Here is a 14,930-nt window from a genome sequence, read left to right as displayed (position 1 = left end):
AGTCCTAACGATTTCCGCTTATTTCTCAATCACCTCGGCGGTCACTTTCAATTTCCGCCGGTTACGCAAAGCAGGCTCAAGCCTTCGCCTTCTTCGCCGCCTTGATGGCGAGCGCGCGCTCGCGCAGCAGCGTTGCGCGGCCGGGCTTGATCTCCTGGCGGGCACGGCCGAGTGCCAGCGCATCGGCCGGCACATTGACGGTGATGACGCTGCCGGAGGCGATATAGGCGCCGTCGCCGATCGTCACCGGCGCGACCAGCGAGGAGTTGGAGCCGATGAAGGCGTTTTCGCCGATCACCGTCTCGCTCTTGTTGACGCCGTCATAATTGCAGGTGATCGTGCCGGCGCCGATATTGCTGCCGGCGCCGATGACGGCATCGCCGATATAAGTCAGGTGATTGACCTTGGCGCCCTCGCCGATCCGACCATTCTTGACCTCGCAGAAATTGCCGACCTTGGCGCCGATGCCGAGATCGGCGCCCGGCCGCAGCCGCGCGAAGGGGCCGACGGTCGCGCCCTGGCTGACATGAGCGCCTTCGATATGCGAGAAGGCATGGATGACGGCGCCACTGTCGATCACCGCGCCGGGACCGAAGACCACATTCGGCTCGATCAGCGCATCCTGGCCGATGACGGTGTCGTAGGAGAGGAAGACCGTTTCCGGCGCGATCATGGTGACGCCTGAAAGCATCATTTGGTGGCGCCGGCGCTCCTGCCAGAAGCGCTCGATGACAGCGAGTTCGGCCCGGGTGTTGCAGCCGGTCATCTCGATTTCAGGGGCATCGACAGCGGTGACGCGTCCGCCGAGCGAACGGGCGATCTCGACGAGATCGGTCAGATAGAATTCGCCCTTGGCGTTGGCGTTGCCGATGCGCGAGAGAAGATCGAGCGCCTTGCGGCCGTTGATCGCCATCAGCCCGCTGTTGCACCAGGTGACGGTACGCTCGGCATCGGTCGCGTCCTTCTCCTCGCGGATGGCGATGAGTTCGCCGTCCTTGACGAGCAGACGGCCGTAGCCGGTCGGGCGGTCGGTGTGGAAGCCGATGACGACGATATCGCTGCCGTCGGCAAGGCCTTGGCGGGCGGCCTTGAGGGGGCCGTCGGTCTGCAGCGGCACGTCGCCATAGGTGACGAGGATATCGTCGTAACCCTTGGCAATCGCTTCGCGCGCCGCCAATACCGCGTGGCCGGTGCCAAGCCGTTCCTTCTGCAGGCAGGATTCGATGCCGACACCGCCAATGCTTGCGGCCTTTGCCACGTCCTCGGCATCGCGGCCGACGACGAGGGCGACGGACGAGATGCCGGCGGAGGCGACTGCCTCGACCACATGCGCAATCATCGGCCGGCCGGCGACCGGATGCAGCACCTTCGATTTCGAGGATTTCATCCGCGTGCTGTCACCGGCGGCAAGGATGACGGCAAGACAAGTGCGTTCCATGATGTGCTCCGCGAATCCGTGCCATGAGGCGGCTTTGATGCCTCATACTGCATAATTTCTGAAATCGGAATCGATTTTCGGAAAGCAGGCTTCGTGGATTGAAGGTCTTGCACGTCCCTTGCGCGCCCGAAAAAGACGCGCGGCGCTCTCAGATAAGCAAAGTCTCTACAGGTGTGAAATTTCGGCAGAAATCGGCACTATGACGGTCTCCGAACCGCGGGCAGCGAAGGCCTCGTGCACATGATGGCGGCCATCCAGGATGACGAGTTCCATGGCGCGGCGCGCAGCCAGGCCGTCGCCGGAAACGATCGCGTCGACGATGCGCATATGGGTGTCGGCGATATTGGCAAAACCGTTTTCGGATGGCGGCGTGCTCATGCGGAACATGCCGACGAGGGCCGCTTCGATGAGGCTGCCCAAGGTGCGCATGAAAGGATTGTGCGAGGCCTCGGCGAGTGCCAGGTGAAAGTTAAGGTCGGCAAGTGCCAGGCTGTCGGCAGTGTGGCCGCTCGCCGCCATCTCGAGCGCCAGTCCGCGCAGCGTCTCGATATCCTCTGCATTCGCCCGTTCGGCGACAAGACCGGCGGCGAAGGGTTCAAAGGCGAGACGAATATCGTAGAGCTGTAGCAGGAACTCTTCCGTCACACCATTGTCGAAGTGCCAGGCGATGATTTCGCTGTCGAACATGTTCCAGAGGTTCTTCTCGGTCACACGCGTGCCGACCCGCGCCTTGGCGACGACCATGCCCTTGGCGGCAAGCGTCTTCATCGTCTCACGCAAGACGGTACGGGACACCTTGAAGCGTTGCGCCAGTTCGGTGTCGCCAGGCAGGATCGAGCCGACAGGATAGGTGCCGGCGACGATACCCTTGCCGAGTTCGTCGACCACCTGCGCGTGGCTCGTCCGGGCTCTGCGCCCCGTCTTGCGGGTCTCGTCCAATTTGTTGCGCAAGCGATCCCTCTCCCCTCAGGCGTACCTCTTGTTCAGACTGGAAACGAACAGGATGGCTTTCTGCATCAGGATGAATGCAAAAAGCAAAAGGCCAATCAGGATCTTGGTCCACCAGCTCGACAGCGTGCCGTCGAAGGTGATGTAGGTCTGAATGAGCCCCTGGATCAGGATACCGATCAAGGTTCCCGCCACGAATCCCGCTCCTCCGGTCAGCAGCGTCCCCCCGATGACGACGGCCGCAATGGCATCGAGTTCGACGCCGACTGCTGCAAGAGAATATCCGGCAGAGGTGTACAGCGAAAAAACGATCCCGGAAAGGCCTGCCAGAAAGCCGGACAGCGCATAAATCTGGATTGTTGTGCGGCCGACCGGCACACCCATCAACCGCGCCGTCTGCGGGCCGCCGCCGAGTGCATAGACATTGGTGCCGAAACGGGTGCGCTGGGCGATGAAAATGCCGACGGCAAAGACCAGAAGCATGATGCCGCCGATCAGCGTCAGCCGGCCGCCTCCAGGCAGACGATAATAGAGGCTGGTCAGCGTCGAATAATATTCATGATCGATCGGAATGCTGTCGATCGAGAGCACGAAGGCCATGCCGCGCGCCAGGAACATGCCGGCGAGCGTGACGATGAAGGCCGGCATTTCGAGATAGTGGATGATTGCGCCCATGACCGCGCCGAAGGCGGTCGTGATGACGAGCACAAGCGCGAAGGCGAGCAGCGGATGGATCGAGGTCTTCTGCAGGATCACCGCAAGGAAGACGCCGGTGAAGGCGATGACCGACCCGATCGACAGATCGATGCCGCCCGAGATGATGACGAAGGTCATGCCGACGGCGGCGATGCCGAGAAAGGCGTTGTCGGTCAGGAGATTGCCGATGACGCGCGTCGACAGCATGTTCGGATATTGCAGCGTGCAACCGGCATAAGCGAGCACGAAAATGACGATGGTCGCAAGCAGCGGCAGGTATTTGGAGTTCATTTCGGCTGCTCCCTGCCGCTCTGCCGGCGGCTGGCGAAGATGGCGAGCGATTGCACCGCCGGCGACTGGATGACGAGGATGACGATAATGATGACGGCCTTGATGATCAGGTTGAATTCAGGCGGGAATCCGGAGGACAGAATGCCGGTATTCACCGCCTGGATGATCATCGCGCCGATCAGCGATCCGAGAATGCTGAAGCGGCCGCCGAGCAGCGAATTGCCGCCGACGACGACGGCGAGGATGGCGTCGAGTTCGAGCCAGAGGCCGGCATTGTTGGCGTCGGCGCCCTTGATGTCGGCGGCGACGATGATGCCTGCAATCGATGCGCAGAGCCCGCTCAGCATGTAGACCGCCATCAGCAGTACCGGCGTTTGGATGCCGGAGAGCGTGCTGGCGCGGCGATTGATGCCGACGGCCTCGATCAGCATGCCGAGCGCCGTGCGGCGGACGAGCAGGATGACGAGCAGGCCGACGAGCAGCCAGATGACAACAGGCATCGGCAGCAGGGCCATGGAACCGCTGCCGAAGAAGGTCAGGCCGTCATCGTTGAAGGTCAGGATAGCGCCTTCGGTGATGAGCTGGGCGATGCCACGGCCGGCGACCATCAGCACCAGCGTGGCGATGATCGGCTGGATATTGAGGACTGCCACGAGGAAACCGTTCCAGACGCCGCAGGCAATGCCGATCGCAAGCGTCAGGATGACGGTGTAGGCAACTGAATTTCCAGCGACAATCGACGAGGCGGCGACGGCGCCGCAGATGGCGACGACGGCTCCGACCGATAGATCAATGCCCTTGGTGGCAATCACCAGCGTCATGCCGATCGCCAACAGCGCCACCGGCGCGCCGCGGTTCAGGACGTCGATCAGGCTGCCATAGAGGCGGCCATTTTGAACCACAACATTAAAAAACTGCGGTGACGTTATGAAATTCAATAGAAGAATGACAACGAGCGCGATTAATTGCGGCGCCAGGCGATATGCCAGCGTCTTCAGCGAGGACTTCATGCATGCTCCGTCTTGTGCTCGGCGGCGGCGATGGCATCGACGATACCGGCGGCGGTGATGCGCTCGCCTGTCAGTTCGGCGATATGCTGCCTGTCGCGAAGTACGATGACACGTGAACTATAGGCGACAAGTTCTTCAAGTTCCGAGGAAATCACGATCAGCGACATGCCCTCGGCGCAGAGCTGTTCGATGAGCTTGATGATCTCGGCGTGAGCGCCGACATCGATGCCGCGGGTCGGCTCGTCGAGGATCAGAAACTTGGGATTGGTCGCCAGCCAGCGGGCGAGGATCGCCTTCTGCTGATTGCCGCCGGAGAGCAGCCGAATCGGTTTTTCGCGATCGGTGGTGCGAATGTCGAGCGCCTTGATATAGCGATCGGCAAGCGCATTCTGCTCGGCGCGCGACAGCGGCCGCGTCCAGCCGCGGCGGGCCTGCAGCGCTAAGGCAATGTTCTCCCGGATCGACAGGTCGCCGACGATGCCGTCGGTCTTGCGGTCCTCGGGGCAGAAGCCAAAACCTTTTTCGATTGCGGCGCGCGGGCTCGAAAGCGCCACCGGCTGACCGTCGATCGTGGCGCTGCCGCTATCGGCATGTTCGATGCCGAAGAGCAGTTCGGCGGTTTCGGTGCGGCCGGAACCTAGCAACCCGGCAATGCCGACCACCTCACCGGCGCGCACGTCGAGATCGAAGGGCTTGACCTTGCCGCGTTTGCCGTAGCCTGCAAAACGATATCGGACTTCGCCGGCCGCAACGCTGCGTTCCCTGACCGTCTCCTCGACATGAGCCAGTTCGCGGCCGAGCATCATGGCAATCAGGCCCTGGCGCGGCAGATCGGCGGCGTCGCGGGTGCCGACGAGCTTGCCGTTGCGCAGCACGGTGATGCGGTCGCTGATCGCATAGACCTGCTCGAGAAAATGGGTGATGAAGACGATGCCCAGACCGCGCTTCTTCAGGTCCTCGATGATGCGGAAGAGCAGCGCCACTTCTTGGTTGTCGAGGCTTGCCGTCGGCTCGTCCAATATCAGCACCTTACCGGAAAGATCGACGGCGCGGGCGATGGCAACCACTTGCTGGACAGCGACGGAAAAACGGCCAAGCTCGGCGGTGACGTCGATATCGACGCCGTAGCCGGTCAGCAGGTCGCGCGCCTTGCGGTTCATCGCGCGCACGTCGGTCATGCCGAAACGCCTTGGCTGGCGTCCGAGAAACAGGTTTTCGGCGACGCTCAGATTGGTAAGGAGGTTGACCTCCTGGTAGACGGTGCCGATGCCAAGCTTCTGGGCGGCGAGTGTATTGGCCGGATTGATTTCATGGCCGTCGAGCGTCAGACTGCCCTCGTCACGATGATAGGCGCCGGTGATGCACTTGATCAGCGTCGATTTGCCGGCGCCATTCTCACCAAGCAGCGCGTGCACCTCGCCCTTGCGCAGCGTGAAATCGACCTTGTCCAACGCCACTGCGCCGGGAAAAAATTTCGATATTCCGGAAGCCGCGAGAACGTTCTCGAAATCGTCAGTCATAAGGGTCTGTTTTCCTGATATTGACCGCAAAGGCCGCGCCGCGGCCGGACATGAGGTCCCAAGGCGGCAAGGCAGTTCCGCACCGGTCCATGACGGGCCGGTGCGGTTCTACAGCGTCACGCGACTTTTCAGGCGCGTGACGCTGCAGCGCTTTGAATGCTGCATAATTCTACCCTCAAATCGATCCCGATTCAGGGATTATGCAGCGGTGTCAAATCAGATCAGTAGCCCTGACCCTTCTTCTGTTCGTAGACCTTCATCGGCTCGTCGGCAGGGGTGTAGAGCTTGGACTCGGTCTGGATCCACTTCGCCGGAGCCTTCTTGTCCTTCAGGTAGGCATCGAGGGCATCGAAGGCCGGGCCTGCCATGTTCGGCGTCAGCTCGACCGTGGCATTGCTTTCACCTTCGGACATCGCCTTGAAGATATCGGGAACGGCATCGATGGAGACGACGAGGATATCCTTGCCTGGCTTCAGGCCGGCTTCCTTGATCGCCTGGATGGCGCCGACGGCCATGTCGTCATTATGGGCGTAGAGTGCGCAGATGTCCTTGCCGCCATTCTCGGCCTTCAGGAAGCTTTCCATGACTTCCTTGCCCTTGGTGCGGGTGAAGTCACCGGTCTGGCTGCGAACGATCTTGAGATTGTCGTGACCGGCGAGAGCCTCTTCGAAGCCCTTCTTGCGGGCGATGGCCGGCGACGAACCGGTCGTGCCCTGCAGCTCGACGACGTTGCACTTCTTGTCGCCGACAGTCTTGACCAGGAAGTCGCCTGCGACCTTGCCTTCATGGACCAGGTCGGAGGTCACAGCCGTCAGGTAGAGATCGTCCGGAGCCTTGATGGTGCGGTCGAGAAGGATGACCGGAATCTTGGCTTCCTTGGCTTCCTTGAGAACGTCGTCCCAGCCGGTTTCAACGACCGGCGCAATGAGAATGGCATCGACGCCCTGAGCAATGAAGGAGCGCAAAGCCTTGATCTGGTTTTCCTGCTTCTGCTGTGCATCGGCAAACTTCAGATCGATGCCGCGCTTCTTGGCCTGCTCCTTGGTAACGGTCGTTTCAGCCGCACGCCAGCCCGATTCCGAGCCGATCTGCGAGAAGCCGACGGTCAGTCCGCCGGCCGAAGCCGAACCGAACATGCAGGCAGCAAGAATCGTGGCACTCAAAAGTGCAGTCTTCAATTTCATGATTTCCTCCCAAGCCGCATCTCGCGGCGCAGGGTCAAAAAATCATATAGTATTACTTTTGTAAATCGGAATCTTGGCATGCACTGCAGCAAAAAAAGAGCACCCACAAGGGGCGCTCTTCGCAACTGCGAATTGAAGGCGACTTATTGCGCCGGCAGCTTGTCGTCGACTCCTTCGACATAGAAGTTCATGCCGAGCAGCGTGCCATCATCGGCCTTTTCGCCGGCCTTCAGCCAGGGTGTGCCGTCCTGCTTGTTGATCGGGCCGGTGAAGGGATGCAGTTCACCTGACTTGATCTTGGCTTCGGTTTCCTCTGCCATCTTCTTCACGTCGTCGGGCATGTTGGTGTAGGGCGCCATCTTCAAGATGCCGTCCTTGAGACCGTCCCAGCTCTGCTCGGACTTCCAGGTGCCGTCCAGAAGCGCATGGATGCGCTTGGAGTAGTAGGTGCCCCAGGTGTCGACAATCGCCGTCATCTGCGCCTTGGGACCGGCTGCGATCATATCGGACGCCTGACCGAAGGCGTGGATGCCGCGTTCTTCGGCAACCTGCATCGGCGCCGTCGTATCGGTGTGCTGGGTCAAGACGTCGACGCCCTGATCGACCATCGCCTTGGCGGCGTCGGCTTCCTTGCCCGGGTCGAACCAGGTGTTGACCCAGATGACCTTCAGCTTGAAGCTCGGATCGACCGACTTGGCGCCTTGCTCAAACGAATTGATGCCCATCACCACTTCGGGAATCGGGAAGGAGGCGATGTAGGCGGCGCCGTGGTTCTTCGAGGTCTTCGCGGCAATCTGGCCTAGGATGTAGCGGCCTTCATAGAAACGCGAATTGTAGGTGGCGAGGTTGGGGCCGGACTTGTAGCCGGTGCCGTGCTCGAACTTGACCTTCGGGAACTTGGCGGCGACCTTGACGGTCGCATCCATGAAGCCGAAGGACGTCGTGAAGATCAGCTTGCAGCCGGAACGGGCAAGGCGCTCGATGGCGCGCTCGGCATCCGGGCCTTCCGGTACGTTTTCGAGGTAAGGCGTGTCGATCTTGTCGCCGAACTCGGCCTGGACCTGCTGGCGGCCGAGATCGTGGGCTTGCGAATAGCCGCCATCGGTGTGCGAACCGACATAGACGAAGCAGACCTTGGTCTTATCAGCAGCCTCTGCGGCGGACGAGATGCCGATCACGGCGGCGGCCGAGGCGGCGAGTGTGAATGCGAACTTCTTCATGGTGACCCCTGTTGGTTTGAAGTTATTGCGGAACCCGTCTTTGTGTTCTTGCCTTATCGCTCCGGCACGAAGGCTTTTCCGAGCGAGGCGGGCGTATTGATCAACGTCGTGCGCCGATTATGGGAAATGATGATGAGAACCACAATAGTCGCGGCATAGGGCAGCATCGAGAGGAACTGCGAGGGAATGCCGAGACCGAATGCCTGCGCGTGCAGCTGCAGGATGGTGACCGCGCCGAAGAGATAGCCGCCGGCAAAAACCCGCCACGGCCGCCAGGAGGCGAACACCACCAGCGCCAGCGTGATCCAGCCGCGGCCGGCCGACATGTTCTCCGCCCATTGCGGGGTGTAGACAAGCGACAGTTGGGCGCCGGCAAGACCGGCGCAGGCGCCGCCGAACATCACCGCCAGATATCGCGTGCGGATAACCTGAATGCCGAGCGCATGGGCCGAACCGTGACTGTCGCCGATCGCTCTCAGCTTCAGCCCGGCGCGGCTGCGGAACAGGAACCAGCTGACACCGACGACAAGCGCAATCGACAGGTAGAAGACCAGATCCTGCCTGAAGAGAACGTGGCCAATGACCGGAATATCCGACAGGCCCGGGATAACGATCTCTCCCAGCCGGATGCCGGGCACGCTGACATAGGCCTCGCCAAGCATGCCGGAGGCGCCGAGGCCGAGAAGGGTGAGCGCCAATCCCGTCGCCACCTGGTTTGCCACCAGGGTCAGCGTCAGGAAGGCGAAGAGAAGAGAGAAAAGCGCGCCTGCCGCAATGCCGCAGACGATGCCGACATAGGGCGAGCCCGACATTTGCGCGCCGGCAAAAGCGGCAACCGCGCCCATGATCATCATGCCTTCGACGCCGAGATTGAGCACGCCGGAACGCTCGGTGACGAGTTCGCCGAGGGCGGCGATGACGAGCGGCGTCGAGGCGGTGATGACCGTCAGCAGAATGGCTTCGAAGATGCTCATGCCGCCTCGCCCCTTAGCCGCGACCAGACAATGCGGATTTTGTAATAGATCAGCGTATCGCAGGACAGCACGAAGAACAGCAACAGCCCCTGGAAGACGCGGGTGACCTTGTCGGAGACCCCGAGCGACAGCTGTGCCGCCTCGCCGCCGAGATAGGTCAGCGCCAGCACCAGGCCGGAGGCGATGATGCCGAGCGGATTGAGGCGGCCGAGAAAGGCGACGATGATGGCGGTGAAGCCGTAGCCCGGCGAGATCGCCGGCTGCAGGTGGCCGATCGAGCCGGAGACCTCGGCTATCCCGGCAAGGCCGGCAAGAGCGCCCGAAAACAGAAAGCTGAACCAGATCATCTTCTTCGACGAGAAGCCGGCAAAGCGCCCTGCCCGCTCCGATTGGCCGAGCACGACGATCTCGAAGCCTTTCAGCGTATAACGCAGCATGAACCAGACGCCGATGGCCGCGACTATGGCGAAGATAAAGGCCCAATGCGCCCGGCCCGATTCTTCCCAGATCGCCGGCAGCACCGCCTCAGGGGCGAAATCGCGCGAGACCGGGAAGTTGAAGCCCTTCGGATCGCGCCAGGCGCCGCGAATGAGCCAATCGAGGAAGAGCTGGGCGATATAAACCAGCATCAGCGATGTCAGGATCTCATTGGTGTTGAAATGCGCTTTCAGCAGCGCCGGAATGGCGGCGAAAAGCGCACCGCCGAGCGCACCGAGGATGAGCATCAGCGGCAGCACCAGCGGCGAATGCCAATCGTAAAAGACGATCGGCAGATAGGAGCCGGTGATGGCGCCGATGGTGAACTGGCCTTCGGCGCCGATATTCCAGTTGTTCGAGCGATAGCAGACGGCCAGGCCGACGGCGATCAGGATGAGGGGTGCTGCCTTGATCGCCAGTTCGTGCAGCGACCAGACCTCGAGCAGCGGCTCGACGAAGAAGGCGTTCAGCGCCTCCACAGGGTCCTTGCCGAGCATTGCGAACATGATGGCGCCGAAGATCAGAGTCAGCACAAGGGCCAGCAGCGGCGAGACGAAAGCGTAGAGCTTCGAGATGTCGGGGCGTTTTTCGAGTTCAATGCGCATGGGCTGCCTCTTCAATGCGCATGGGGCGCCTCTTCAATGCGCATGGCGCGCCTCCGGGGCATTGCCGCTCTGGTGCAGGCCACCCATCAGCAGGCCGATCTTTTCGCGCGTCAGCTCGCCGGCCGCAGCCGGGCTGGAAAGGCGGCCTTCGCAGATGACGGCGATATCGGTCGCCACTTCGAAGATCTCGTCGAGATCCTGGCTGATGACGACAACCGCCGAACCGCTTCTGGCCAGATCGACCAATGCCTGGCGGATGCGGCTAGCAGCACCCGCATCGACGCCCCAGGTCGGCTGGTTGACGACGAGCACCGCCGGCTGGCGGTCGAGCTCGCGGCCGACGATGAACTTTTGCAGATTTCCGCCGGACAAGGAGCCGGCGGCCGGATCATCGCCGCTCTTGCGGACATCCATGGCCTCGGAAATCCGCCGCGCGGCAGATTTCACCGCTCCATGGCGGATGATGCCGAGCAGGCCGAGAAACGCCTTGCGGTCCGACTGGCTGCGGGCGAGCACCAGATTGTCCGACAGTTTCATGGCGGAAACGGCGGCATGGCCGTGACGCTCCTCCGGCACGAAGCCGGCGCCGAGCAGGCGGCGAGCGGTGATGCCCTGGGTGCCGACCGGCCTTTTACGGATGATGATTGCGTCGGGCGACGCGACCGGATATTCGCCGGACAGCGCATCGAAGAGCTCGCTCTGGCCGTTGCCGGCGACACCGGCAATGGCGAGGATTTCGCCAGCGCGGACCGTCATCGAGACGTCACGCAGCGGCATGGCGAAAGGCGTGCGGGCGGCGACGGAAAGGTTGGCAACGGCAAGCTGCACCTCGCCCTTGTCGCTGCACTCCGGATGGGTGACAGTCGCCACCTCGCTGCCGACCATCATGCGGGCGAGCGAGGCGGGCGTTTCCTGCTTCGGATCGCAGGCACCGGTGACGCGGCCATGGCGCAGCACGGTGGCGCGGTCGCAGATGCGCTGCACCTCTTCCAGGCGGTGGCTGATATAGAGAACCGAACGGCCCTCGGCGCGCAGCTTGAACAGCGTCTCGAACAGCCTGTCGGCCTCCTGCGGCGTCAGCACCGAGGTCGGCTCATCGAGAATGATCAGCTTCGGATTTTGCAGCAGCGCACGGACGATCTCGATGCGCTGGCGCTCGCCGACCGAGAGATCGGCAACATGGGCGTGCGGATCGAGCGGCAGGCCGTAAGCCTGCGACAGTGCCCTCGCCTCCTCGGCGATCCTGTCGATCGGGATGGCGTCATCGAGCGAGAGCGCGATGTTTTCGGCAACCGTCAGCGCCTCGAACAGCGAAAAATGCTGGAAGACCATGCCGATGCCGAGCTTGCGGGCTTCACCCGGCGAGGTGATCGAGACCTGCTTGCCCTGCCAGAGGATATGCCCGTCCGTCGGCTCCAGTACGCCGAACAGCATCTTCACCAGCGTGGATTTGCCGGCGCCATTTTCGCCGAGAAGCGCATGAATTTCGCCCGGCGCGATATCGAGATCGATTTCATTGCAGGCTGCAAAGCCACCGAAGAACTTCGTCAGCTTCTGGACGGATAATAACGCACCGGACTCCGGCACATTCAATGGCGACACGTTCCCCTCATTTCTTCTGCCAACCGGTCCGTTCGGATCTCATGGAATCAGCAGCGTCGTTCCTGTTGTTTTTCTTGTTTCCAGATCCGCGTGAGCCTGCCCAACCTCACGTAACGGATAGGTTTGATTGATATTGATACGCACTTTGTTGCTTTGCACAACATCAAATAGCGCCTTTGCACTGTCGATCAATTCCTGGCGCGCGGCGATGTAGGTGAATAGCGTCGGCCGCGTCGCAAACAGCGACCCCTTCTGCGCCAGCATCGCCAGGGTGAAATTCTCGATCGGCCCGGAGGATTGGCCGAAGGAGGCAAAAAGGCCGCGCGGCTTCAGGCAATCGAGCGACTGTGGAAAAGTATCCCGGCCGATCGAATCGTAGACGACATCGACGCCTTTGCCGGCGGTGATCTCGCGGACGCGGACGGCGAAGTCCTCGCTCTTGTAGTTGATCACATGGTCGTAGCCATGGGCGAGCGCCAGCTGGACCTTGTCTTCGGAGCCCGCCGTGCCGATGACGGTAGCGCCGAGCGCCTTTGCCCATTGGCCGGCGATCAGCCCGACGCCGCCTGCTGCGGCATGAAACAACAGCACTGTCTCAGGGCCGACCTTGAAGGTGCGGTTCAGCAGATATTCGGCAGTCATGCCCTTCAACATCATCGCCGCCGCGGTTTCGAGCTCGATGCCGTCAGGCACATGCACCAGATGGCGCGTCTCGATATTGCGCTCAGCGCTATAGGCGCCGTCGGCGCTGGCATAGGCGACACGGTCACCGAGCTTGAAATCCGTAACGCCGGGGCCGACCGATGTCACGGTGCCGGCGCCCTCCTTGCCGGTGACGAAGGGTAGATGCGGCACCTTGTAGGAGCCGTTGCGGAAATAGACATCGATGAAATTGAGGCCGACCGCCGCTTGGCCGATCTGCACCTCACCGACTGAGGGCGGCGGGAGGTCGAGCTCGACATAGTCGAAAACCTCCGGCCCGCCCGTCCTCGAGAATGAAACCGCCTGCGTTTTGGTCATCTGGCTTGTCCTATGCTTCGCGTCCGAGAGCGGGGAAGAATTGCAGCACCGCACCGATGACGTAAAGATAGAGCCCGGTCACGATGAAGAGAATGAGCGCCCATTCGGGTGTGTCGAAGTGCATCAGCAGCGAAAAGATGCCCAGCGCCGACCACAGGAAGAAGACGCCGAGATTGAGCGGGCGCAGCCTTTTGACGCGGACCGGGTGCAGGAAATTGATCGGCAGGAAGGTCAGCACCACCGAAACGATGACGACGGCGAGCGCCATCGTCGCGCTGGCATCGATGACGAACAGCGTGAAAACGATCATGTTCCAGACGACAGGGAAGCCGGAGAAGAAGTACTCCTCGGTCTTCATGCCCATATCGGCATAGTAAATGGCGCTTGAGATGACGATCATGCCGGCGGCGACGAAGGACCAGGGCTCGCCGATCATGCCGCTCTGATAGAGCGCGAAAGCCGGCAGCAGCACATAGGTGACGTAGTCGATGATATTGTCGAGCGTATCGCCAGACCAGTTCGGCAGCACTTCCTTGACGCGCACCTTGCGGGCGATCGGCCCGTCTATGCCGTCGACGAGAAGGGCAAGGCCCAGCCACCAGAACATGTCGATGAAGCGGTGCTCGGCGGCGGCAACGACGCCGAGAAAGGCAAGGAAGGAGCCGGAGGCCGTCAGGATATGGACGGAAAAGGCGCGCATCTCCGCGTAAGGAACACGCTTGTACTTGAAAATCTTCATATTCCCCCGACCGCCCTATCGCGCTCGCCCCGGCAAGCATCTTTTTTCGCCAACTATCACCGGACCCCTCTTCCTGAATCGGGTCCCGACGCCGTAGGTCTTTGTTGTCGCACCGTTTTTGCCGAAAACCGGCATCGATATCAGGCGCGCCGCCCTAATATGCATCCTTTGCCGGGCTTCGCCAGCGGGAAATACGACATTGCCCGCGAGCCATTGAATCCTGACAATGGCATGCATATTTCCCTTCAGGAGTGGTGCGTGGAATGGAATACCTTTAATTCGGGCGCGATTTGTAATATCTCGCTCGCATCCGACAGTTCATCCGACGAATACGGGATCCGCTACCGCAATGAACGCGCCTGCAAAGACCGAAGACTTCGCCTTGTCCATCCCCGCCGGCGTCTATGCCGAGACGGTGCTCGATGTCACGCACTATACCGACCGGCTCTTCCGCTTCACGATGACCCGGCCGCAGGGCTTCCGTTTCCGTTCCGGCGAATTCGCGATGATCGGCCTGATGGTCGAGGGCAAGCCGGTATTCCGCGCCTATTCGATCGCCAGCCCAGCCTGGGCCGAAGAGCTTGAATTCTTCTCGATCAAGGTGCCGGACGGCCCGCTCACCTCGCATCTGCAGGCAATCAAGCCGGGCGACCAGGTACTGATGCGCAAGAAGCCCACCGGCACGCTGGTGCTCGATGCGTTGACCCCTGGCCGCCGTCTCTACATGTTCTCGACGGGAACGGGCATTGCGCCTTTCGCCAGCCTGATCCGCGATCCCGAGACCTATGAGAAGTTCGAGGAAGTCATCCTCACCCACACGACACGCGATGTCGCCGAGCTGAAATACGGCTTCGACTTGGTGCACGAGATCCAGAACGACGAGTTGCTGAAGGAAGTCGTCGGCGACAAGCTGCGGCATTATCCGACGGTCACGCGCGAGGATTTCGAATATCGCGGCCGCATCACCGACCTGATCTCCTCCGGCAAGCTGTTTACCGATCTCGGCGTGCCGCCGCTCGACCCGGTGATCGACCGCGGCATGATCTGCGGTTCCTCGGCGATGCTGAAGGATACCAAGGAACTGCTCGAAAAGGCCGGCCTCGATGAAGGCGCCAACAGCAAGCCCGCCGAATTCGTCATCGAACGCGCTTTCGTCGGCTGACGTTTTCCGACAATCAGATCTGACAGCGGCTCCGGAAACGGGGC

At 61.4% G+C, this 14,930-nt stretch carries 13 protein-coding genes; 1 reads left to right on the top strand and 12 read right to left on the bottom strand.

Annotated features, from left to right (window positions below; translation table 11 throughout):
* Window positions 1-76: 76 nt before the first annotated feature.
* The 12 genes from glmU to pcsA all read right to left on the bottom strand — a co-directional run bounded on the left by glmU (window position 77) and on the right by pcsA (window position 13,724).
* Window positions 77-1,438, bottom strand: coding sequence for a bifunctional UDP-N-acetylglucosamine diphosphorylase/glucosamine-1-phosphate N-acetyltransferase GlmU (glmU, locus tag HJB89_RS25625; protein WP_207584214.1), 1,362 nt, complete (start codon window positions 1,436-1,438; stop codon window positions 77-79).
* Between the two features lie 165 nt (window positions 1,439-1,603).
* A complete protein-coding gene (locus HJB89_RS25620) occupies window positions 1,604-2,389 on the bottom strand; it encodes a FadR/GntR family transcriptional regulator (protein WP_221115962.1) in 786 nt (261 codons plus the stop codon).
* Between the two features lie 15 nt (window positions 2,390-2,404).
* Window positions 2,405-3,373 carry a galactofuranose ABC transporter, permease protein YjfF gene (gene yjfF / locus HJB89_RS25615; protein WP_207584212.1) on the bottom strand — a complete coding sequence of 323 codons (969 nt, stop codon included), beginning with the start codon at window positions 3,371-3,373 and terminating at the stop codon, window positions 2,405-2,407.
* Window positions 3,370-4,383 (bottom strand): ABC transporter permease, encoded by a 1,014-nt coding sequence (locus HJB89_RS25610; protein ID WP_207584211.1) that lies wholly within the window; start codon window positions 4,381-4,383, stop codon window positions 3,370-3,372. The genes yjfF and HJB89_RS25610 overlap by 4 nt, the downstream gene beginning before the upstream one ends.
* A complete protein-coding gene (gene ytfR / locus HJB89_RS25605) occupies window positions 4,380-5,903 on the bottom strand; it encodes a galactofuranose ABC transporter, ATP-binding protein YtfR (protein WP_207584210.1) in 1,524 nt (507 codons plus the stop codon). The genes HJB89_RS25610 and ytfR overlap by 4 nt, the downstream gene beginning before the upstream one ends.
* Before the next feature lie 221 nt (window positions 5,904-6,124).
* Entirely contained in the window at window positions 6,125-7,087 is a 963-nt protein-coding gene (ytfQ, locus tag HJB89_RS25600) for a galactofuranose ABC transporter, galactofuranose-binding protein YtfQ (RefSeq protein WP_207584209.1), read from the bottom strand.
* A gap of 143 nt (window positions 7,088-7,230) precedes the next feature.
* Window positions 7,231-8,307 (bottom strand): BMP family ABC transporter substrate-binding protein, encoded by a 1,077-nt coding sequence (locus HJB89_RS25595; protein ID WP_221115961.1) that lies wholly within the window; start codon window positions 8,305-8,307, stop codon window positions 7,231-7,233.
* Window positions 8,308-8,360: 53 nt separating this feature from the next.
* The gene (locus HJB89_RS25590; RefSeq protein WP_207584207.1) at window positions 8,361-9,281 is read right to left on the bottom strand and encodes an ABC transporter permease; all 921 of its coding nucleotides are present in this window, start codon (window positions 9,279-9,281) and stop codon (window positions 8,361-8,363) included.
* Window positions 9,278-10,363 (bottom strand): ABC transporter permease, encoded by a 1,086-nt coding sequence (locus HJB89_RS25585; RefSeq protein ID WP_207584206.1) that lies wholly within the window; start codon window positions 10,361-10,363, stop codon window positions 9,278-9,280. Before HJB89_RS25585 ends, HJB89_RS25590 begins: the two co-directional genes overlap by 4 nt.
* Before the next feature lie 33 nt (window positions 10,364-10,396).
* Complete coding sequence (locus HJB89_RS25580) at window positions 10,397-11,965, bottom strand: ABC transporter ATP-binding protein (RefSeq protein WP_207584205.1); 1,569 nt, start codon at window positions 11,963-11,965, stop codon at window positions 10,397-10,399.
* 39 nt (window positions 11,966-12,004) lie between these two features.
* The gene (locus HJB89_RS25575; protein ID WP_221115960.1) at window positions 12,005-12,985 is read right to left on the bottom strand and encodes a quinone oxidoreductase; all 981 of its coding nucleotides are present in this window, start codon (window positions 12,983-12,985) and stop codon (window positions 12,005-12,007) included.
* Window positions 12,986-12,995: 10 nt separating this feature from the next.
* On the bottom strand, window positions 12,996-13,724 hold the full coding sequence (gene pcsA / locus HJB89_RS25570) for a phosphatidylcholine synthase (RefSeq protein ID WP_221150718.1): 729 nt from the start codon (window positions 13,722-13,724) through the stop codon (window positions 12,996-12,998).
* 349 nt (window positions 13,725-14,073) lie between these two features.
* Here pcsA and HJB89_RS25565 point away from each other — a divergent pair, with 349 nt between their 5' ends.
* Entirely contained in the window at window positions 14,074-14,886 is an 813-nt protein-coding gene (locus HJB89_RS25565) for a ferredoxin--NADP reductase (protein WP_003539571.1), read from the top strand.
* The last annotated feature ends 44 nt before the right edge of the window (window positions 14,887-14,930 follow it).

This window comes from Rhizobium sp. NZLR8 (assembly GCF_019685025.1).
Lineage (GTDB): Bacteria > Pseudomonadota > Alphaproteobacteria > Rhizobiales > Rhizobiaceae > Rhizobium.
This window is presented reverse-complemented; position numbering and strand designations above follow the sequence as displayed.